Source organism: Kitasatospora sp. NPDC088134 (genome assembly GCF_044741705.1).
Lineage (GTDB): Bacteria > Actinomycetota > Actinomycetes > Streptomycetales > Streptomycetaceae > Kitasatospora.
Map to the genome: position 1 here is coordinate 319,651 of NZ_JBIUTD010000001.1, position 19,089 is coordinate 338,739.

Consider the following 19,089-nt stretch of genomic DNA (forward strand, 5'->3'; position numbering starts at 1 on the left):
CCTCATCCCGCCTGCGCGCCGTCGGCGACCCGTGGCGACCCGCTCTCCGCAACCAGGGCCCAGGACGTCCGCCGCAGCGCCGCCACCAGGGTGCCGGCCTGCCGGACGTCCTCGGTGACCGCCGAGAGCGCCGCGACCACCGCGCCCCGCTCGTGCACGGGGACCGCGCACTCCCACAGGTCCCGCTCCCGGTCCTCCGGCACCAGGCTGAACCCCTGCCGCCGCACCTGCTCGAGCACCCGGTCCGCGGCGTGCCCGGGACCGGACGCCAGCGGGGAGCCGGCCAGCAGCACCCGGCCCGCGGCGGTGGCGAACGCGGGCGCCGACGGGTTGCGGGCCCCGAGCGGCACCGGCGAGCCCACCCCCCGGATGCTGTGGGCGTACCACACCCGCGAGCCCCGCAGGAGCGCCAGTTGGGCCGGGCACCGGACCGCCTGGTACAGCTCCACCAGGTAGGGGACGCTCACCTGTCGCAGCCGCAGGCCCGCCGCCTCGGGGCCGCCGCCCGCCGCGAGCCACCGGCTGTCCAGCACGTACCCCTCCGCCAGCCGCCGCACCAGTCCGAAGTGGCCCATGCCGGCGAGTACCCGCTGCGCGGTGCTCTTGGACATTCCCAGCACCCGGGCCACCTCGCGCGGCCCGGTGGGTCTTCCCACACCCGCCATGAACTGCAGCACCGCCGCCACCCGCCCCAACGGCGGCCCACCGGTCCCGTCCTGCTCCTGTCCGCGACTCGTCGTCATTCCGCCCTCTCCGCACCGTGCCCCCGTCCGCCCGGTCGCGGCAGCGGGCCCGCGGGCCCTGGGCCTTCCATCACAGCGCAGGACCTGCCCCCGGCCCACCGGCCCGCACGCTCCCGGCCGTGAAAGTGCCGGGCCGTTGAACCGGCGCCCGCACCCGGCGCGGCAGGGCCGCCGGGTGATGCGGCACCGCGGGGGCGTCCGACAGCAGCCTGGTGGCGTCGACGCAGCCGTTGTCGAGAGCGTCGGACGAACTGCCGTGCCCACGACGTGCTCGGCCGGCGGTACCGGATCCACCGGCCGCTCTCGGCCCGCCCCGCCCGCTCCGTCCCCTCCTCCCCGGCCGGGGCGTTGCCGCTCCGGGCCGATCGCGGGCGAGGGCCTAGGATCGACTCCCATGACGCCCGACGAACTCACCGGCAGCCGGGTCCGCGCCCTGCGGAAGGCCCTTGGCCTGTCCCAGGCCGAACTCGGCGGCGACGTGCTGTCCGCCAGTTACCTGTCGATGATCGAGTCGGGGGCCCGCCGTGCCTCCGTCGCCGCGTTGCGCCACCTCGCCGACCGGCTCGGCACCACCGTCGACCACCTCGCGCTCGGCCTCGCACCCGACTGCCGGGCCGCCGCCGAGAGCCGACTCGCCCTGGCCCGCCTCGCCCTGCACGACGGCCGCCCCGCCGACTGCCTCGCCCTGCTCGACCAGGACGCCGGCGCCGACGGGTCCTGCCGCTGGGACGGCGAGGCGGGCGCCGCCCGCATACGCGCCCTGGAGGAACTCGCCCGCACCGACGAGGCGGTGCACGGCCACGAGACCCGGCTGTCCCGGCTGGAGGCCGACAGCCCGGCCTGGGCCGAGGCCGCGACCGAACTGGTCCGCCGCCACCTGGCCGACGGCGCGCCCGCCTCCGCCGCCGCGCTCGCCGAACGCGCCCTGGCCGTCTACACCGAGCGCGGCCTGCTCTGGACCGACCCCGCCGTCCGCCTCGCCACCCACCTCGCCGACGCCCGGGCCCGGCAGGGCGACTCCGCGGGCGGCCGGGCCCTGCTCGCCGAGGTGCACCGCGCCCTCCTGGCCCACCCCGACGAGACCGGGCGGGCCGCCGCCTACCGGGACGCCGCCCTCGCCGCCCACCAGGACGGCCGCCACCGCGAGGCGCACACCCTGGCCGAGCACGCGCTCGCCCTGCACCGGGCCGTGGACCGTCGCCGCGACGGCCTCACCCTGCGGGTCCTGTCCGCGATCCTGCTCGCCGACGCCGAGCCCGACCGCCTCGCCGAGGCCGTCGAGCAGCTGCACGCCGTCCGCGCCGAACTCCTCGCGCACGGCACCACCGAACAGCTGACGGCCTGTGAACTCGCCCTCGCCGAACACCTGTTGCGCGACGGGGACACCACCGCTGCGGACCGGCTCGCCGACGCCCTGCTGGACCGCCTCACCGACACCGGCCACCCGCACGAGGCGCGGGCCCGCCTGGCCAAGGCCGAGGCCCTGCTCGCCGCCGCCGACCCGGCGGCAGCCGGCCACCACCTCGCCCTGGCCACCGACCTGCTCCACAGCCTGCCCGCGAACGGCGACCGCCGCACCGTCGAATGCTGGCGCCGCACCGCCGCCCTCCACCAGCGCCTCGGCAACCCCGAAGCCGCCATGCACGCCTACGACCAGGCCCTCCGCACCACCGGCCACGTCCTCCCACCCGCCCCCCGGCAGACCGCCCCGGCAACCCCGACGACGACCGAGCCCCGCCCCCGCTGACCGCCTCCCCCGAAAGCGCCGAGGGGACGGAGCACCTCCCCCGTCCCCTCGACCCACCGCTCCCGACCGGGCCCCGGCACCTCCCGAACAGCGACCCCCGATCGGTGCGCAGACCCGCCGGGGCCGCCCCGGCCGAACCACCCGCGTCAGCTGTCCGTCCCGGCCCGGTGGCGGCGCCGCTAGGCGGCCAGCTCCTGAGCCACCGTCACCCGCCGGGCCCGGCCGCCGACCCGGACCAGGGTGGCGGCGAGGACCGGCAGCGCCGCCAGCAGGAGGCAGACGGAGAGCGGGACGCGGGCGGTGAGCAGGCCCGCCAGGGCCGTCGCGGCGGAGCCGCCCGCGTTGAAGGCCGCGTTGACCATCGCGCCGGCCCGGGTGCGCTGCTCGGGGGCGGCCAGTTCGTCGGTGAGCAGGTAGGCGGTGGTGAGGGTGGGGGCCACCGCGAGGCCGGCCGGCAGGGCGAGGACGGCGAGGAGGGCGACGTTCGGGGCGAGGGCGGTGGCGGCGAGGGCCGCGCCCAGGCCGAGGGTGAGGACGGTGAGCCGGGTCGCCGAGCCGGCCCGCCACTCGATCGCGCCGAAGGCCAGCCCGCCGGCCGCGCTGCCGACGGCGAGCGCCGCCTCCACCCAGGCGACGTCGGCGGCCTGCCCGTACTGCGCCGCGAACACCGCGGCGAGCAGGCCGAACGCGCCGAGGCTCGCCCCGGTGCCGGCCGCGGCCGCCAGCGGCTGGCGGGACTGCCGGATCAGCGCCCAACTGCGCGGCGCCGCCTGCTCGGTGGCCGCCACCGGCGCAGCCTTCGCCCAGCGGACGGCGAAGGCGAGGGCGAGCGTCCCCGGGAGGACGAGCGCGGCGCTGAGCAGCAGGCCGACGGCCGGGCGGGCGACCGCGGCGAGCAGGCCCGCCAGCAACGGGCCGGTGACGTAGAGCAGTTCCTCCGCCACAGTGTCCAAGCTGTAGGCCCGGCGCCGCAGTTCGGGATCGGTGATCAGCGCGCTCCACCCCGTCCGGGTCACCGGTCCGAGCGGCGGGGCGCAGACGCCGGCCCCGGCGGCGAGCAGCAGCAGGACGGGGTAGGGGGTGCCGCCGGTCCAGGTCGCGGCGGCCAGCGCGACCAGCACGGCCGCGTAGCCGACGGCCATCGGCAGCAGGGCGCGACGCGGGCCGAACCGGTCGACCAGCCCGGCCCGGGTCGGGAAGAGCACCACGCTGACGACGGAGAACACCGCCATCACCCAGCCGGCCCGGGCGTACGAGCCGGTGGCCCCGGCCGCGGCGAGCAGCAGGGACAGCGAGACAGTGCCGTAGGAGAGTCGGCCGATCAGGGCCGAGGTGAACAGCCGGGCCGCGCCCGGGGTACGCAGGACCGTCGCATAGGACGAAGACATGAGGGGTTCCTCAGGAAAAGGCGGCGCGCAGCGCGCCGGTGAACAGGGACGCCGAAGGACCGCTCCGCCGGTTCGGCGTGCGGTCGCTGCCCGAGGTCCTAGTCACGCATGAGGAACATGCGCGCCATGGTAGCGGCCCTTCCGTCCGTACGGAACCGAATTCCGCCCGCCCCGGGCGGCCGGGGTCCGCTCCCCCAGCCGCCACCGCCTCCCGACGGCCCGTCACCGTCACCGCTGCTGCACCCACCACACCACGCCGCCGACCAGCGCTGTCCCGCCCGCCGCCGCGGCCGCCCGCACCGCGCTGAACAGGGCCGCCCGCAGCAACCGCCGCACCGTCCGCCGCCGTCCGTCCGCCATCTCTCCCGCACCTCCGCGTCCCCGCCCCGGCCCGTCGCCGGGGGCAGTAGGAGAACGCTCTCCCCCGACCGCCCGCCCCGTCCCGAACCCCGGGCGGTGCGGGCGGGTTCGGCGCTACGCTGCAGGCAGCAGCACCGTCCCGGCCCGCCCGCAGCGGGCAGTGCGGGCACCCGAACGGACTTGGGGAGCCACCCATCACCGCACCCGACCCGCGCCGCCGCCTGCACGCCGAGCTCTGGGCCCTGAAGCAGGACGCCGACGCGGCCCGCCGCGCCCGGGGCGAACGCCCGCTCTCCCAGGCCGAGATCGCCCGGACGCTGCGTCAACCCCCTTACGGGGTGGCAGACTTCCGGAGCCAGCGGGTCAGCGACTGGGTACCGGCCGACCACCGGAAGGCCCAAGTGCCCTCCGTGGACGGGACGGAGGCGCTGTGGGCCTTGGTCCGCCTCTGGTCGGAGACGGCGGGCCGCCCGCCGCGCACCCGCCGGTACTGGGCCGGGCTCGCCGAGCAGGCCCGCGAGACGCCGATCGGCGACGGGACGACGGCCGGTGCACCGGACGCCCCGGTGCCGGACTACGCCCTGGACCGGCTGCGCGGCTCGGACTTCGCCTGGTTGTCCTCGTCCTTCTTCTCCACAGTGTGCAACACCCCACGCCCGTCCTACGCCCGCTTCCTGACGGCCTCCCCGGAGTCCCCGTACTCCTCCATGAGCCTCATCCTCTGGTACGCCCAGTCAGGAGATCCGGACGAACTCGCCATAGCCCGGGCCGTATCCCGTTTCCGATCCCGCATCGACCCCGATGAAACGATCCGCTCCTCGGTCTTCGTGCTGACCAACCTCCCAGCACGCCCGGCCCCTGATGTGAACCGCCTGCTGGACCTGCGGGCTTCAGCCACTGCATCCGACCGGGAGTTGGCCACCGAGCTCCACCAGCTCCGGGCCCTTGGCGTCGTCGGCTACAGCGTTCTTCCCGCCGACGAGGTGCGCCGACTGCTCGCCGCGGATCCGGTGCAACGCCGTCTTTATACCGGACTGTTGGCCCCGGACAACGCACTGTCCCGGCTCGGTCAACTCCTCGCCGACCCGGGCGCCCAGGACATCGCGCCGTCGATCCGGGCGAACCTGGCCGCCGAACTCCTGGCCGACCAGTGGGTACGGCTGGGCCAGGCCGGGGCCGACGGCGACCGGCAGAAGCTGTCGCTCGGTCCGATCGCCGTCGACCTGGAGGCCAGCGCGGACCGGCCGGGTGACCCGGAGACCGTGTGGTGCGCGCAGTACGTTCTCGAACGCGGCGACGAGGTCCTGCGACCGTCCCGGCCGGCGACACGCCGGGCCCTGCGGCACCTCGCCCTGATCGGCGGCCCCGGCCAGGGCAAGAGCACCCTGGGCCAACTGGTCTGCCAGGCCTACCGGGTGGCGCTGCTCGGCGAGGACCGGGAGCAGCTGCTCCCCGCCTCCACCCGTGCGCTGCTGACGAGCCTGCGCGGCGACCTGGCGGCGGCGGGCATCCCCGAGCCCCGATCGCGCCGCTGGCCGGTCCGGATCGTGCTGCACGACTTCGCCAACCACCTCGCCGCCGGCGGCGACGCCAACCTGCTGCGCTACCTGGCCGATCGGATCGGGCGCCGGACACCCGGGCCGATGGACGAGGCGCGGCTCACGAAGTGGCTGGCGGCCTGGCCGTGCTTCCTGGTGCTGGACGGCCTGGACGAGGTGTCCGCACCGGAGACCCGGGAGGAGGTGATGGCCGCGATCGAGCAGTTCCTGCTGCACATGCGGGGGTTGGACGCCGACCTGCTGGTCCTGGCGACCACCCGGCCGCAGGGCTACCGCGCCGAGTTCCACATCGGCGACTTCGAGCCGTTGACGCTCTCCCCGCTCTCGCCGGAGGCCGCGACCCACTACGCGGAGCGGCTGGCCGACGCCCGGCACGCCGACGACCCGGAGATGCGGGAGGCCGTGGTCGCGCGCTTCGCGGAGGCCGCCCAACAGCCCGCCACTGCCCGCCTGATGAGCACTCCGCTGCAGGTCACCATCATGTCGCTGCTGGTCGAGCGCCGGACCAGGATGCCGCAGAACCGCTACGAGCTGTTCGAGTCCTACTACGCCACCATCTACGCCCGCGAGGTGGACAAGCCCGGCGAGACCGGCCGGCTGCTCGCCGAACACCGGGGCCACATCGACTGGATGCACCAGTACGTCGGTCTGACCCTGCAGTCCCGGGCCGCCCTGGACGGGGAGCTCGACTCCGTGCTGGCGGAGGAAGAACTGCACGAACGCGCCTTGAACCGGCTGACCGAGGAGACCGAAGACCCGGGGCTGGCAAGGAAGTTGACGTCCGCCCTGTTCGCCGCCGCGACCGAGCGCCTGGTGCTGCTGGTGGCCCCGGACGCGGGACGGATCGGCTTCGAGGTGCGCAGCCTGCAGGAGTTCATGGCCGCGAAGGCGCTGGTCTCGGGGCCGGAGAACGAGATCCTGCCCCGGCTCCAGCGGCTCGCCGCCTCCCCCGCCTGGAACAACACCTGGCTGCTGGCCGCCGCCGGGCTCTTCTCGCACCGGCCGCACCTGCGGGACGGTCTGCTGGCCGTGCTCCGGGCTCTCGACACCGAGAGCCGGGCGGCGATGACGCTCCGCCCGGGGGCGTACCTGGCCGCCGACCTGCTGGGGGACGACTTCGCCACGGCGCACCCGAGGCACCACCGCCTGCTGGTCGGACACGCCGTGGAGGTGCTGGACGGCCCGCCCGGTCCGCAGTGCGGCAGCTGGGCGGTGGGGGTCGGCCGGGCCGCGCAGCAGTCCACGGCCGGCCGGGAGATCGTCGAACAGGCCGTCAGGCGGGCGCTCCGGTCGCAGGACGCGCGGCGGATGACGGCGGGGCTGCTCCCGGCCCTGCCGTCCGGCATCGGCGCCGACGCCAGGGCGGCCACCACCTTCAACCTCAACCTGGTCCCGCAGGAGGTCCGTAAGCACAAGATCCGCTTCCGTCCGACCGATCCGACCCGGCTGCCCGACATCTTCCGCCACCACTACCGGACCGTCCGGGCCGAGCCGCTCGCCGAGGTGCTGGCTCCGTTCCTGGACCGGTGCCGCAACGCCGGACCGACCGGCGTCGACCTGTCCGGGTGTTTCGTGCAGCACTTCGAGACCAGCAACGGGGTGCTCCGGGCGCTGTCCCGTCCGGGGCCGGACGCGGTCGGCGAGCCGTCCGGGGAGTTCCTCGGTGCGCTGGCCGAGGCGGTGGACGCGCAGGGGCCGGAGTCCTGGGTGTTCGCCGCCCAACTGCACGCCTGGCTGGGCCGGTTGACGGCGAGCCCGGCCGTGCCGCCACGGGTCGCGGGGATCAACTGACGGTACGTCAGCTCTTGGCCTGGGCGAGCACCCGGGCGGCGTGTTCGCGGCCCGCGTGTTCGACCAGGGTGATCAGGACGTCCTTGCCGGAGGCGCGGTGCCGGGCGTCGCAGAGGACCACGGGGGTGCGGTCGTCCAGGTCGAGGGCGCGGGAGACCTCGTCGGGGCGGAAGGCGCGGCTGCCGTCGAAGCGGTTGACGGCGATCACGAAGGGGATGCCGCGGTGCTCGAAGAAGTCGACGGCGGGGAAGCAGTCGGTGAGGCGGCGGGTGTCGGCGAGAACGACCGCGCCGAGGGCGCCCTGGGCGAGTTCGTCCCAGAGGAACCAGAAGCGGTCCTGGCCGGGGGTGCCGAACAGGTAGACGGAGAGGCCGTCGCGGATGGTGATCCGGCCGAAGTCCATGGCGACGGTGGTGGTGGTCTTGCGTTCGACGCCGTCGAGGTCGTCGACCCCGGTCCCGGCGACGGTCAACTGCTCCTCGGTGCGCAGCGGTTTGATCTCGCTGACGGCGCCGACCAGGGTGGTCTTGCCGACGCCGAAGCCGCCCGCGACCAGGATCTTGAGGGCGAGGTCGGGGGTGTCAGAGCGCGCGGAGTCCATGGATGACCTCCTGGAGGATGTGCTCGTCGGGGAGCAGGGCCGGTGGGACGGGGCGGCTGACCCGGATGTGCTCGGCGTCGAGGAGGTCGCCGAGCAGCACCCGGACCACGCCGAGCGGCAGGTCGAGGTCGGCGGCGATCTCGGCGACGGACAGCGCGTTGCCCCGGCAGAGGGTGAGGATGGCGGCCTGCTCGGGCCCGACCGGCAGCGCGGCCGGGTCGGGGAGATCGGTGACGACCAGGGCGATCAGGTCGAAGGGTTGGCCGGGGCGGGTCCGGCCCTTGGTGAGCGCGTACGGGCGGACCATCGGGCCGGCGTCCTCGTCGTACCACTGGACGGGGCGGCCGGGCGGCGGCGGGTAGCCGAACGGGCTGCCGGGCAGGTAGTGGCGGGGCGGGTAGGCCACGGCGGTCACCCCTCGTGGAAGGCGCGCGGTGCGGCGTGCAGGTGCTCGCCGACCCGGCGGACCAGGCGGGCCGTCTCGTAGGCGATCAGACCGAGGTCGGCGTCGGGTTCGGCCCAGACGGCCAGGCAGGAGCCCTGTCCGGCGGCCGCGACGAACAGGTAGCCGCGCTCCAGCTCGACCATGGTCTGCCGGACCTCGCCGCCGTCGAAGTGGCGCCCGGCGCCCTTGGCGAGGCTGTGGAAGCCGGCTGCGACGGCGGCCAGGTGCTCGGTGTCCTCCCGGGACAGGTCGGCGGAGTTGCCCATCGACAGGCCGTCCGCGGAGAGCATCACGGCGAATCTGACCCGGGCCGTCCGGGTGACCAACTCGTCGAGCAGCCAGTTGAGTTCGCCGCTCTGGTAGGTGCTGCCGATCATCGGGCGCGGTCTCCTCGGTCGAGGTCGTGGGGGTGGTGGCGGTCGGTTGCGGAAGCGGGGCCGGCGTCGGGGGCGGGCTCGGGCTCGGCGCCGCGGGCCCAGCCGCGCTGGAAGGCGGCCATCGCGCTGCGGGCCTGCTCGGGGTCGCGCTCCACGGGGGCGGCCGGACGCAGCCCGGGCCGGACGGGTTCGGGGCCCTCGCGCAGCTGCGGGGCGAGGCTGGCCTGCCGTACCCGGCGCGGGAGTTCACCCTCCTCGGAGTTCGGCCCGACCGGCGGAGCGACCGACGGAACGGCGGGCGGCGCGCTCCGCGGAACGGCCGGGGCGGCGGGCACAGCCGGGACCGGCGGCCGCACCGGCGGCACCGCCGCGCCCGGCGGGACGGCACTCGGTACGACTCCCGCTCCGACGGGCGGAGCCGTGCCAGGGCCGACCGCAGGACGCGGCACCCGCGCCGCCACCGCCGCCCGCGCTCCGCCCGCCGCGCCCGGCCGTTCCCGTTCCCGTTCCGCCCCGAGGGCGGCGAACTCCCCAGCCGATCGGGCGAGTTCGGCGGGTCCGGCCGGTTCGGCGGTTTCGGGGGCGCGCAGGTCGAGCATGGCGAGCGGCAGCAGCACGATCGCGGTGGTGCCGCCGTACGCGGAGGGCCGGAGCGCGACCTTGACGCCGTGCCGCTTGGCGAGGCGGCTGACCACGAACAGGCCGAGCCGGTCGCTGTCGAAGAGGTCGACCTGTTCGCTGGCGGCTATCCGCCGGTTGGCGTCGGCCAGCGCCTCGGGGCCCATGCCGAGGCCGCGGTCCTCGATCTCGACGGCGTAGCCGGTGCCGACCTGTTCGCCGCGGATCTGCACCTTGGTGTGCGGGGGCGAGAACCCGGTGGCGTTCTCGACGAGTTCGGCGAACAGGTGGGTGAGGTCGGCGACGGCGGGGCCGGTGACGGCGGCGTACGGGAGGCGGTGCACGTCGACCCGGGCGTACTCCTCGACCTCGGCGACGGCGGCCCGGACCACGTCGGTGAGCGGGACGGGCTTGCGCCAGGCCCGGCCGGGGGCGGCGCCGGAGAGGATGATCAGGCCCTCGGCGTGGCGGCGCATCCGGGTGGTGAGGTGGTCGAGCTTGAACAGGTCGTCGAGCTCGGCCGGGTCCTCGGTGCGGCGCTCCATCGCGTCCAGCAGGGTGAGTTGACGGTGCACCAGGACCTGGCTGCGGCGGGCCAGGTTGACGAAGACGCCGGAGACCCCGGACAGCACCTCGGCGCGTTCGACGGCGGCGGTGACGGCGGCCCGCTGGACGGTGTCGAGCGCGCCGTGCACCTGGGCGATCTCGTCGCCGCCGTGCTCGCGCGGCGGCACCTCGGTGTCCACGTCGACCTCCTCGCCGGCCCGCAACCGCCGCATGGTGGCGGGGAGTTTGCGTCCGGCCAGCTCCAGCGCGGAGTTCCGCAGGCCCTGCAGTTCGGCAACCAGCGAGCGGCCGATCTGCACCGAGATCAGCAGCGAGGCCAGGACGGCGAGCAGGCCGAGCAGCACGGTGGCGCCGGAGGTGGTGAACAGGCCGAGGGCGTACGGGTCGGCGCGGTCGGCGGCGGCCGCGCCGGCCTGCTGCTCGACGCCGGCCAGCGCGCGGGCGGTGGCGTCGGCGGCGGCGGCCCAGCGGTCGGCGGGGAGCGCGGCGAGGGCGGCGGCCGGGTCGGCGGCGCTGTCCACGGTCTCCTCGTAGCGGCGCACCTCCTGGTACTCGGGCCCGCCGGTGACGGCGGCCAGCGCGGCGCGGTCGACGGGGCGCAGGTCGGCGGCCGAGGCCCGTTCGAACTCGGCGCGGGCGTAGGAGGCCCGGACGGCGGCCCGGTACTGGGCGGGGGCGAACTGGCCGGCGGTGGCGGCGGCCCGCAGCAGGGCGTCCTCGCGGGAGAGCTGTTCGCGGGAGCGGGCGAACTCCAGCAGTACCCGGGCGTCGGCGGCGACCCGGTGGTCCTGGAGGCCGGTGAGCGCGCCGGCCGCGGCGAGGGCGTCGTCGACGGCGGCGGTGTAGACGGTGTAGGCGTCGCCCCAGGAGACGCTGCGGTCGGCCAGGTGGCGGCGCAGGTCGGGGAGGGCGGCGACGGCCCGGCCCAGGGTGTCCAGGCGGTCGGCGGCCTCGGGACCGAGGCCCTCGGCGTCGGCGAGGTTGTAGCCGGGGGCGAGGGTGAGCGGGGCGGCGGCCCGGTCGGTCTGCTCGGCGGCGGCCCGGGCCCGGGCCTCCCGGTCGGCGGTGGGGGCGGCCAGCAGCTGTCCGGCGGCGGTGCGCTCGGCCTGGAGGGCGACGACGGTGCGGTCCAGCGGGGCGCGCAGGGTGGCGTCGACGTGCTTGATCCGCCGCAGTTCGGAGATGTCCTGTGCGGTGGTGACGGTGGCGAAGGCCCAGAGCGCCATCACGGACACCACGGGGACCATCAGCAGGGCGACGATCCGGGCTCGGACGGTGCGCGGCCGCAGCCCGGTGGACGGGCGGGGGGCGGCCGGGTACGGCTCGGGGGTCTCGTCGGCGGGCGGCCCGGCGTGGGCACCGCGGCGGGGTGCGCCGGGCCGGTTGCGGGCGGGGCCTCGCGGGGTGCTGGGGGCCGCTGGTCCGCTGCGGGAGGTGCCTCGGCTTGCGCGCATGGGTCGGCGGGGCCTTTCGGGGTCCGGGGTCCGGGGTTCGTCGGGACGGTGCTCGGGGCGGTGTTCGGGAGCCTCGACTGCTGCTGACGGCTGGTCGGGGGCCGACGGTGGGTCAGGCGGCGCGGCCGAGGTCCTCGACGGCGAGTTCGCCGGCCTCGCGGTAGGCGGCGCGTTCCTGCGCGGTCGGGGAGAGCGCGACGAAGGCGGAGGTGAGGAACAGGAAGGAGCCGAGGCCGACCGCGAGCGGGAAGACGAACTGCATGGGGGTGGCGCCGCCGAGTCCGGTGCGGGCGGGCTCCATGTGGACGTGCACGGCGGCCATGCCGGTGTAGTGCATGCAGCTGACGGCGATGCCCATCACCAGGGCGGCGGCCGCGGCCGCGTACACGTTCCGGATGGTGACGGCGGCCCACAGCGCGGCGGTGGCGGCGCCCACCGCGATCAGCACGGAGAGCGCCACCGTCCCTACCTGGTAACGGAGTTCGCCGTGGATGCGGACGGCGGCCATGCCCAGGTAGTGCATGGCGGCGACGCCGACGCCGGTGGCCAGGCCGCCGAGCAGCAGGCTGCGGCCGCGGTGCCGGCCGTAGCCGACCACGAACACCCCGACGCCGACCACCGCGATCGCCACCAGCAGGCTGAGCACCGTCAGCGGGACGTCGTAGCGCAGGTCGGTGCCGCCGACCGTGAAGCCGAACATGGCGACGAAGTGCATGGTCCAGATCCCGGAGCCGATCGCGGCGGCGGCGGTGAGCAGCCAGTTGCGGCGGGAGGTGCCGGTCGCGGACAGCGCCCGCAGGGTGCAGCGCAGGCCGAGTGCGGCGCCGACGCAGGCCATCGCGTAGGAGAGCAGCGGCGTGAGCCAGCCGAAGCTGAAGTGGTCCATCGATCCCATCCGGTGCCTCCTTGCGAGGGTCCGAGCCGCTCGCCCGAGCTCTGTGTGTGGTCCAGGGAGGCTGGACGCTACCCACGGCTGACGGATGGTCAACGGAAGATGTGAAAAGCACCACGCGCCGCGCGGGTTGTGTGCTGCAATGGCCGTCCGCCCCGCGTACGCCCCCGGCTCCCGCGGCCGTGCCCTCCGCCGGCCCGACCTGCCGCGACGCGGCCGGAAATTCTTTCGAGATCAGCTGGTGCGACCGGTACTCTCCGCATGCCATCCGTCCGGAACGGCGTCCCCAGCTCCCCGAGGAACCGCGTGTCCGTGCCCGCCCCGCAGCTCCCGTCCGACCCGACCTCCGCCCCGGCGTCCGCCCCCGCGGCCGGCCCGGCGTCCGACCCGATGACCGGCCCGGTGTCCGACCCGATCCGCCCGCTCGCCGAGCAGGCTGCCCAGGGGCGGCCCGGGGCGTACCCGCCGCCCGGGCAGGAGGGGCCGCAGTGCCGGGCCTGCGGGTCGGTGCCCGCCGTCGCGGCCACCGTCCGGGCGCACGTCGGCCTGATCGTGGTGATGCGCTTCCGCAAGGTGCGCGGCCCGTTCTGCCGGAGCTGCGGCCTGGCCACCCTGCGGGAGTTGAGCGCGGACAGCCTCTGGCAGGGCTGGACGAGCGTCGGCTCCGTGCTGTGGAACCCGATCACCCTGCTCGCCAACCTGCTGACCTGGTTCAAGCTGCGCCGCCTGGCCGCCCCCGTCCCGGGCGCCCCCGGCGTCCCGGAGCACCCGGGCCCGCCGCTGTACCGCCGCCCGGAGCTGGCCGGCCTGCTGATCCCGGTCGCCGTCGCCGGCCTGTTCTACCTGGTGCTCAAGGACGACCCGGACCTCGCGGACGTCGGCGACTGCGTGCACGCCGCCGGCACCTTCATGCCGGACGTCAAGGTGGTCGACTGCGCGGACCACAGTGCCACCCACCGCATCATCGGCCGCTTCGAACGCGAGGACACCACCGCCTGCCACACCCTCCCCGGCTACACCGCCTCCTACGTCGCCTCCATGGGCCACTCCCGCTACACCCTCTGCCTGTCCGCGATCCCGAACCCGTACGGCGTGCCCGTCCGCGGCGTCTGAGCACGCCGCCGACGGACCCGCCGCCGGGTCGGGAGTCAGGCGGCGCGGCGCAGTTCGCCGCGCCAGGACGGGGCGCAGTGCGGGACGACCGCGGGGCGGTCCCAGCGGGCCCGGGGGTCGGGTGCGGGGGCGGCGGCCGGTGCGCCGCCCGCGGTCCTGGCGGCCAGGACGGCGAGCAGGACGGCGAGTTCCAGCGCGCTCGGGTGGCCGTGCAGGACGCGCAGGACCGGGGTGTCGGCGGTGGCGGGGTTCATCTGCGGGGGCCTCACATCGGGGGGTTGCCGTGTTTGCGGCTGGGCAGGTCTGCGTGCTTGGTGCGGAGCATCGCCAGGGAGGAAGCGAGAACGGCTCGGGTTTCGCTGGGGTCGATGACGTCGTCGACGAGGCCGCGTTCGGCCGCGTAGTACGGGTGCATCAGTTCGCTCCTGTACTCCTTGATCTTCTGCGCGCGCATCGCCTCGGGGTCCTCGGCGCCGTTGATGTCGCGGCGGAAGATGACGTTGGCGGCGCCCTCGGCGCCCATCACGGCGATCTCGTTGGTGGGCCAGGCGAAGGAGAGGTCGGCGCCGATGGAGCGGGAGTCCATCACGATGTAGGCGCCGCCGTAGGCCTTGCGCAGGATCAGCTGGATGCGCGGGACGGTGGCGTTGCAGTAGGCGTAGAGCAGCTTGGCGCCGTGCCGGATGATGCCGTCGTGCTCCTGGTCGACGCCGGGCAGGAAGCCGGGGACGTCGAGCATGGTGACCAGCGGGATGTTGAAGGCGTCGCACATCTGCACGAAGCGCGCCGACTTCTCGCTGGCGTTGATGTCCAGGACGCCCGCGGAGACGCTCGGCTGATTGGCGATCAGGCCGACGGTGCGGCCGTCCAGCCGGGCCAGCGCGCAGATCACGTTGGCGGCCCAGCGCTCGTGCACCTCGAAGTACTCGCCGTCGTCGACGATCTCCTCGATCACCCTGCGCATGTCGTAGGACTGCGCCGGGTTGGCCGGGACGAGGTCGAGCAGGGCCGGGCAGCGCCGGTCGACCGGGTCGCCGGTGGGGACGGCGGGCGGCAGTTCGCGGTTGTTGGCGGGCAGCAGCGACAGCAGGTGGCGGACGTCGGCGAGGCAGGCCTCCTCGGTGTCGTAGGCGAAGGAGGCCACGCCCGAGGTGCCCGCGTGCACGTCGGCGCCGCCGAGCCCGTCGAGGGTGATCTTCTCGCCGGTGACGGCCTGGACCACGTCGGGGCCGGTGATGAACATCTGCGAGACGCCGCGCACCATGAACACGAAGTCCGTCAGCGCGGGCGAGTAGGCGGCACCGCCGGCGCACGGGCCGAGCATCACCGAGATCTGCGGGATCACCCCGGAGGAGCGGGCGTTGCGGCGGAAGATGCCGCCGTAGCCGGCCAGCGCGGTGACGCCCTCCTGGATCCGGGCGCCCGCACCGTCGCTGAGCGACACCAGCGGGGCGCCGGCCTGGTCGGCGAGGTCCATCAGCTTGTGGATCTTCGCGGCGTGGGCCTCGCCGAGCGAGCCGCCGAAGATCCGGAAGTCGTGCGCGTACACGAAGACGGTGCGGCCCTCGACGGTGCCCCAGCCCGTCACCACGCCGTCGGAGTAGGGTCTGCGCCGCTCCATGCCGAAGCCGGTGGCGCGGTGCCGGCGCAGCGGCTCCACCTCGTGGAACGAGCCCTCGTCCAGCAGCAGGTCGATCCGCTCCCGGGCCGTCAGCTTGCCCTTGGCGTGCTGCGCCTCGGTGGCGGCGGGCGAGCCCGCGCTGTACAGCTCGGCCCTGATCCGGCGGAGGTCCGCGACCAGGTCGAGCGGATCGGCGGGCGGTACGGGTACGGGTACGGCGGCGGTACGGGGCGGTGCGGGCGCGGCCGGTGCGGGGGCGGCCGGGGTTGGTGCGGCCGCCGCCGGGGCCTGGCGGTGCTGGGTCACGGTCATGCTGGTCCCACCTTCCTGGGCGTCGGTTCGCTCGGGTTCCTGGTGGTGCAAAAGGGGGTGCGGGGGCGGCGGGGCGGCGGGGCGGTCAGCCGGTCCGGACGGTCAGGGCCTCGGCGCGCAGTTGGGAGACCCGGGCGGCGGCGGCCGCCGTCCGCAGCGCGTCGAGCTCCGGGCCGGTCAGTTCGGTCTCGACCACCTTGTTGACGCCGCGGGCGCCGAGTTCGGCCTCCACGCCGAGCCAGACGTCCTCGATGCCGAACTCGCCGTCGAGCCGGCAGCAGACCGGCAGGGCCCGGCCGGAGTCGGACAGGATCGCCCGGGCCACCTCCGCCGCGGCGATCGCGGGCGCGCGCAGGCCGGGGCCGCGCAGCAGCGACGTCAGCTCGGCGCCCGCGTAGCGGGTCCGTTCCACGATCTCCTCGATGTCCTCGGGCGCCATCAGCTCGGCCAGCGGGCGGCCGTCCACGGTGCACTGCGAGACGACCGCGAACAGGTCCTCGCCGTGCCAGCCCAGCACGAGGGCGCGGATCCGGTCGACCTCGACCCGCAGCTCCTCGGCGAGGAAGTGCGCGAACCGGGCGCTGTCCAGCAGTTGGCTCTGCCCGAGCACCCGGCTCGCCGGGAAGCCGGACGCCTGCTGCACGGCGCGGGTCAGCTCGGCGACCGGGTTGGCGACCACCAGCAGGACGGCGTCCGGCGACCAGAAGACCAGTTCCCGGGTCAGCTCGGTGACGGTGTGCAGGTTGTCGGTGAGCTGCTGGAACCGGTCGGTGTCCGGGGCGGGGCGGCGGCCGGCGGCGATCACCACCAGCCGGGACCCGGCGGTCTGCTCGTAGCCCTCGTCCTCGGGCCCGCACGCGGTGCCGAGGACGGGCGTCCGGTGGCCGGTCAGCGCCCGGCTCTGGTTCAGGTCCGCGGCGAGCGCCTCGGCCCGGCCCTCGACCACGTCGGCGAGGACCAGCAGTCCGGCCGCGTCGGACTCGGCGAGACGCTGTGCGATGGCGGCGCCCTGGGCTCCGGCGCCGACGACGGTCACTTTCCCGATCTGGTTCATGGCCTGCCCGTGTCCTCACGACTCGTCAACTGCGGTGCCGGACCCGGCCTGGGCAGCCGGGCGGCCTTGGGGGTGTGCCGATCTCGCGGAAGTAATAATACCTCTGCGAAGGTATTTATCCAGTCCGATCCGAGGCCCTCTTCGCCGCAACGCCGCTACCAGCGGCGCAGGTCGGAATTCGGCGGAATCCGGCTCGACGGAATGCTTCTTCAGCCGCGGCAGGCTCGGGCCGCGGGGCTCAGGCCGGCGGGCGGAGCATCGCGTGCCCGGCCGCCGTGCGGACGTCCGCGACCAGGCGGCGCAGCCGGTCCTCGGCGGCGGCGCCGGGGGCGTCGATCGGGAGCAGCCGGTCGACGGCGGTGACGCAGAGGCGGGCGGCGAGGGCGCTGTCGCGGGCGTTCTCGACCACGGTCGAGGCGCGGCCGGCGTCGGGGCCGTCGGCGCGGCGGGCCGCGTCCGCCAGCAGGCGGGCCGCGAGGCCGAGGTCGCCGAGCGCGTGGGTGCGGGCGCACTCGGCGGCGCCGACCGCGGGGCGCAGGTCCGGGTCCCGGAGGCAGGCGACGGCGGCGCGGGCCGCGCCGAGCACGGGCCCGGCGAAGATCAGGGCGGCGACCAGGGGGTAGGGCACCCGGTGGCAGCGGGCCGCGCCGGGCGGGCCGTACCAGCCCAGCAGGTCGGCCCGGCGGACGGTGCGGTGGGCGGGGACGGGCACCCGGTCCAGGTGGACGGTGTTGCTGCCGGTGCCGCACATGCCGGGGGCCTGCCAGGTGTCCTCGATCGCGCAGTCGGCGAGCGGGACGGCGAACAGCCGGCCGCCGGGCCCGTCGGCGGGGTCGGTGCGCGCCGAGAGCAGGATCCACTCGGCGTGGTCGACGCCGCTCGCGGGCCGCCAGGCGCCGGTCAACCGCCAGCCGCCGCGCACGGGTTCGGCGTCCACCCGGGGCGGGGTGACGGCGGCGGCGATCACCGCGTCGGGGCCGCTCCCCCACAGCTCCTGGCCGGCCCGGCCGGGGAGGTAGCCGGCCAGCCGGCCGTGCGCGGCGTACAGGGCGCCGCACCAGCCGGCCGACGGGCAGCCCTCGGCGACCTCGACCGAGGCCCGCAGCAGGTCGGCGAAGCTCCCGGCCGCGCCCCCGTACCAGGCGGGCACGAAGTGCCGGGCGAACCCGGCCCGCACCAGCGCGTCCGCCACGGGGGCCGACAGCCGGCGCCGCGCGTGCGCCCCGGCGCCGTCCGCGAAGGCGGCCCGGCGGGCCGCGGCCACGGCCGCCCGCCCGAACGCCGGGGCTCCGGACTCCGGCGCCCCGAACTCCGGCGCTCCGAAGTCCGGGGGCGCGAGGAAGGCGTCGTCGGCCGACGGGTCGGCGGTCAGGCGCACCGGCCCTCCCCCCAGCGGGCGGCGGCCGTCGCGGGGGCGCGGGATGCTGCCCAGGACGACCTGCCGGGGCGTGCGGGGCTTCTTCGCCGCGACCCACCGGGTGGTGGCGGCGGCGACCCGGGTGCCGTTCTGACGGACCGTCACCACGACCTCCTGGCCCGCCCGGGCGCCCCCGGTGAGCGCGCAGGGGCTGCCGAGGCCGATCGCGGCGACGTCCAGCAGGACGGGGGCGGGGCCCAGTTCGCAGAAGGCGGGGAACTCGGCGGTGGCGCCGACCAGGGTCAGCCCGACGCCGATCGGGCCGCGGGCGGGCCAGCCGGCGGCGTGGCCGGCCTGCCGGAGCGCCTCGAACAGCAGCATGCCGGGGACGTGGTCGAGCGGGTGGTCGAAGTAGACGGGGTGCCGCTGGTCGATCCGTAGCGCCCAGGCGCCGCCGTGGGACGGGTCCGCCCAGGCCAGCACCACGTCCTCGGCCGCACTGCGGCCGACCACCGGGGCGGGCAGCGCGGCGGGGCGCGGGGCGCCGGGCGCGACGGGCGCCGCGGGGCGGCTGCGGCGGCGCAGCGCCTCGTAGCGGGCGGGGTCGACGGCGGTCCAGCTGATCGCGCCGCGGCCGTAGACCCGGTCGGCGTCGCGCAGGACGGCGTCGATCCGGGCGGCGAAGCGGGACTTGGCGGGGGTGGTGGTGACCTCGGCCTCCAGCCGGAGGCCGGCGGCGGTGGGGCCGGACGGCAGGCCGTCCGGGTGGGTGATCTCGACCTCGAAGCCGGACAGCAGGAACTGGTGGCCGAGCGGGACGCCGTAGTACTGGTGGGAGAGGAAGATCCCGGCCTGCCGGAGCGTCTCGACGGCGAGCACCAGGTCGGCGGAGCCGTCGGCGGCGGGGCGGTAGAGCGAGTGGTCGGCGGGCCAGCGCAGGCCGAGCAGGAAGCGGTCCGCGGCCTGCCGCCGCGAGTCGGCGAGCAGCACCTCGTCGGCCCGGGACTTGTGGACGAACGCCGCGGGCACGGTGGTTCTGGCCGGTGCGGGACGGGGCCGGGTGTCGAGCTTCATGGAACCCCCCTGGGCG

15 protein-coding genes are annotated in these 19,089 nt (G+C 76.0%); 3 read left to right on the plus strand and 12 right to left on the minus strand.

Annotated elements, in window-relative coordinates:
• Window positions 1–2 precede the first annotated feature (2 nt).
• Window positions 3–743, minus strand: coding sequence for a helix-turn-helix domain-containing protein (locus tag ACIOHG_RS01300; protein WP_400943948.1), 741 nt, complete (start codon window positions 741–743; stop codon window positions 3–5).
• Between the two features lie 394 nt (window positions 744–1,137).
• Between ACIOHG_RS01300 and ACIOHG_RS01305 the strand changes: the two genes are divergently transcribed.
• Entirely contained in the window at window positions 1,138–2,490 is a 1,353-nt protein-coding gene (locus ACIOHG_RS01305; protein WP_400943951.1) for a helix-turn-helix domain-containing protein, read from the plus strand.
• A 179-nt stretch (window positions 2,491–2,669) separates the two neighbouring features.
• Here the strand turns inward: ACIOHG_RS01305 and ACIOHG_RS01310 are convergent, their stop codons facing one another.
• Together ACIOHG_RS01310 and ACIOHG_RS01315 are read right to left on the minus strand one after the other, a co-directional pair.
• A complete protein-coding gene (locus ACIOHG_RS01310; protein ID WP_400943954.1) occupies window positions 2,670–3,878 on the minus strand; it encodes an MFS transporter in 1,209 nt (402 codons plus the stop codon).
• 228 nt (window positions 3,879–4,106) lie between these two features.
• Window positions 4,107–4,238, minus strand: coding sequence for a hypothetical protein (locus ACIOHG_RS01315; protein WP_400943957.1), 132 nt, complete (start codon window positions 4,236–4,238; stop codon window positions 4,107–4,109).
• A gap of 338 nt (window positions 4,239–4,576) precedes the next feature.
• Here ACIOHG_RS01315 and ACIOHG_RS01320 point away from each other — a divergent pair, with 338 nt between their 5' ends.
• Window positions 4,577–7,588, plus strand: a complete 3,012-nt coding sequence (locus ACIOHG_RS01320; RefSeq protein WP_400943960.1) for an NACHT domain-containing protein — start codon at window positions 4,577–4,579, stop codon at window positions 7,586–7,588.
• 7 nt (window positions 7,589–7,595) lie between these two features.
• Here ACIOHG_RS01320 and ACIOHG_RS01325 read toward each other — a convergent pair whose 3' ends face one another.
• The 5 genes from ACIOHG_RS01325 to ACIOHG_RS01345 all read right to left on the minus strand — a co-directional run bounded on the left by ACIOHG_RS01325 (window position 7,596) and on the right by ACIOHG_RS01345 (window position 12,545).
• Window positions 7,596–8,189: a GTP-binding protein gene (locus ACIOHG_RS01325; protein WP_400943963.1), complete on the minus strand. Its 594-nt coding sequence runs from the start codon at window positions 8,187–8,189 to the stop codon at window positions 7,596–7,598.
• A complete protein-coding gene (locus tag ACIOHG_RS01330; RefSeq protein WP_400705818.1) occupies window positions 8,170–8,496 on the minus strand; it encodes a DUF742 domain-containing protein in 327 nt (108 codons plus the stop codon). The genes ACIOHG_RS01325 and ACIOHG_RS01330 overlap by 20 nt, the downstream gene beginning before the upstream one ends.
• Window positions 8,497–8,600: 104 nt before the next feature.
• Window positions 8,601–9,011: a roadblock/LC7 domain-containing protein gene (locus ACIOHG_RS01335; RefSeq protein WP_400704815.1), complete on the minus strand. Its 411-nt coding sequence runs from the start codon at window positions 9,009–9,011 to the stop codon at window positions 8,601–8,603.
• Window positions 9,008–11,650 (minus strand): nitrate- and nitrite sensing domain-containing protein, encoded by a 2,643-nt coding sequence (locus ACIOHG_RS01340; protein ID WP_400943966.1) that lies wholly within the window; start codon window positions 11,648–11,650, stop codon window positions 9,008–9,010. Before ACIOHG_RS01340 ends, ACIOHG_RS01335 begins: the two co-directional genes overlap by 4 nt.
• Before the next feature lie 112 nt (window positions 11,651–11,762).
• Window positions 11,763–12,545: an MHYT domain-containing protein gene (locus tag ACIOHG_RS01345; RefSeq protein WP_400943969.1), complete on the minus strand. Its 783-nt coding sequence runs from the start codon at window positions 12,543–12,545 to the stop codon at window positions 11,763–11,765.
• Window positions 12,546–12,848: 303 nt separating this feature from the next.
• On the opposite strand from ACIOHG_RS01345, the gene ACIOHG_RS01350 reads away from it, so the two are divergent.
• Window positions 12,849–13,655 carry a hypothetical protein gene (locus ACIOHG_RS01350; protein ID WP_400943971.1) on the plus strand — a complete coding sequence of 269 codons (807 nt, stop codon included), beginning with the start codon at window positions 12,849–12,851 and terminating at the stop codon, window positions 13,653–13,655.
• 35 nt (window positions 13,656–13,690) lie between these two features.
• Here the strand turns inward: ACIOHG_RS01350 and ACIOHG_RS01355 are convergent, their stop codons facing one another.
• From ACIOHG_RS01355 to ACIOHG_RS01370, 4 genes are all read right to left on the minus strand, one after another.
• On the minus strand, window positions 13,691–13,909 hold the full coding sequence (locus ACIOHG_RS01355; RefSeq protein ID WP_400943974.1) for an acyl-CoA carboxylase epsilon subunit: 219 nt from the start codon (window positions 13,907–13,909) through the stop codon (window positions 13,691–13,693).
• A gap of 11 nt (window positions 13,910–13,920) precedes the next feature.
• Entirely contained in the window at window positions 13,921–15,588 is a 1,668-nt protein-coding gene (locus ACIOHG_RS01360) for an acyl-CoA carboxylase subunit beta (protein WP_400943977.1), read from the minus strand.
• Between the two features lie 85 nt (window positions 15,589–15,673).
• On the minus strand, window positions 15,674–16,642 hold the full coding sequence (locus ACIOHG_RS01365; protein WP_400943980.1) for a hypothetical protein: 969 nt from the start codon (window positions 16,640–16,642) through the stop codon (window positions 15,674–15,676).
• A gap of 238 nt (window positions 16,643–16,880) precedes the next feature.
• The gene (locus ACIOHG_RS01370; protein WP_400943983.1) at window positions 16,881–19,073 is read right to left on the minus strand and encodes a ScbA/BarX family gamma-butyrolactone biosynthesis protein; all 2,193 of its coding nucleotides are present in this window, start codon (window positions 19,071–19,073) and stop codon (window positions 16,881–16,883) included.
• Window positions 19,074–19,089: the final 16 nt, after the last annotated feature.

Excerpts from the sequence above, each read along its gene's own strand:
- ACIOHG_RS01340 (WP_400943966.1), bottom strand. The coding sequence starts at position 11,650 with ATGCGCGCAAGCCGAGGCACCTCCCGCAGCGGACCAGCGGCCCCCAGC.
- ACIOHG_RS01360 (WP_400943977.1), bottom strand. The coding sequence starts at position 15,588 with ATGACCGTGACCCAGCACCGCCAGGCCCCGGCGGCGGCCGCACCAACC.
- ACIOHG_RS01305 (WP_400943951.1), top strand. The coding sequence starts at position 1,138 with ATGACGCCCGACGAACTCACCGGCAGCCGGGTCCGCGCCCTGCGGAAG.
- ACIOHG_RS01325 (WP_400943963.1), bottom strand. The coding sequence starts at position 8,189 with ATGGACTCCGCGCGCTCTGACACCCCCGACCTCGCCCTCAAGATCCTG.
- ACIOHG_RS01315 (WP_400943957.1), bottom strand. The coding sequence starts at position 4,238 with ATGGCGGACGGACGGCGGCGGACGGTGCGGCGGTTGCTGCGGGCGGCC.
- ACIOHG_RS01345 (WP_400943969.1), bottom strand. The coding sequence starts at position 12,545 with ATGGGATCGATGGACCACTTCAGCTTCGGCTGGCTCACGCCGCTGCTC.
- ACIOHG_RS01365 (WP_400943980.1), bottom strand. The coding sequence starts at position 16,642 with ATGAACCAGATCGGGAAAGTGACCGTCGTCGGCGCCGGAGCCCAGGGC.
- ACIOHG_RS01310 (WP_400943954.1), bottom strand. The coding sequence starts at position 3,878 with ATGTCTTCGTCCTATGCGACGGTCCTGCGTACCCCGGGCGCGGCCCGG.
- ACIOHG_RS01335 (WP_400704815.1), bottom strand. The coding sequence starts at position 9,011 with ATGATCGGCAGCACCTACCAGAGCGGCGAACTCAACTGGCTGCTCGAC.
- ACIOHG_RS01330 (WP_400705818.1), bottom strand. The coding sequence starts at position 8,496 with ATGGTCCGCCCGTACGCGCTCACCAAGGGCCGGACCCGCCCCGGCCAA.
- ACIOHG_RS01300 (WP_400943948.1), bottom strand. The coding sequence starts at position 743 with ATGACGACGAGTCGCGGACAGGAGCAGGACGGGACCGGTGGGCCGCCG.
- ACIOHG_RS01355 (WP_400943974.1), bottom strand. The coding sequence starts at position 13,909 with ATGAACCCCGCCACCGCCGACACCCCGGTCCTGCGCGTCCTGCACGGC.
- ACIOHG_RS01370 (WP_400943983.1), bottom strand. The coding sequence starts at position 19,073 with ATGAAGCTCGACACCCGGCCCCGTCCCGCACCGGCCAGAACCACCGTG.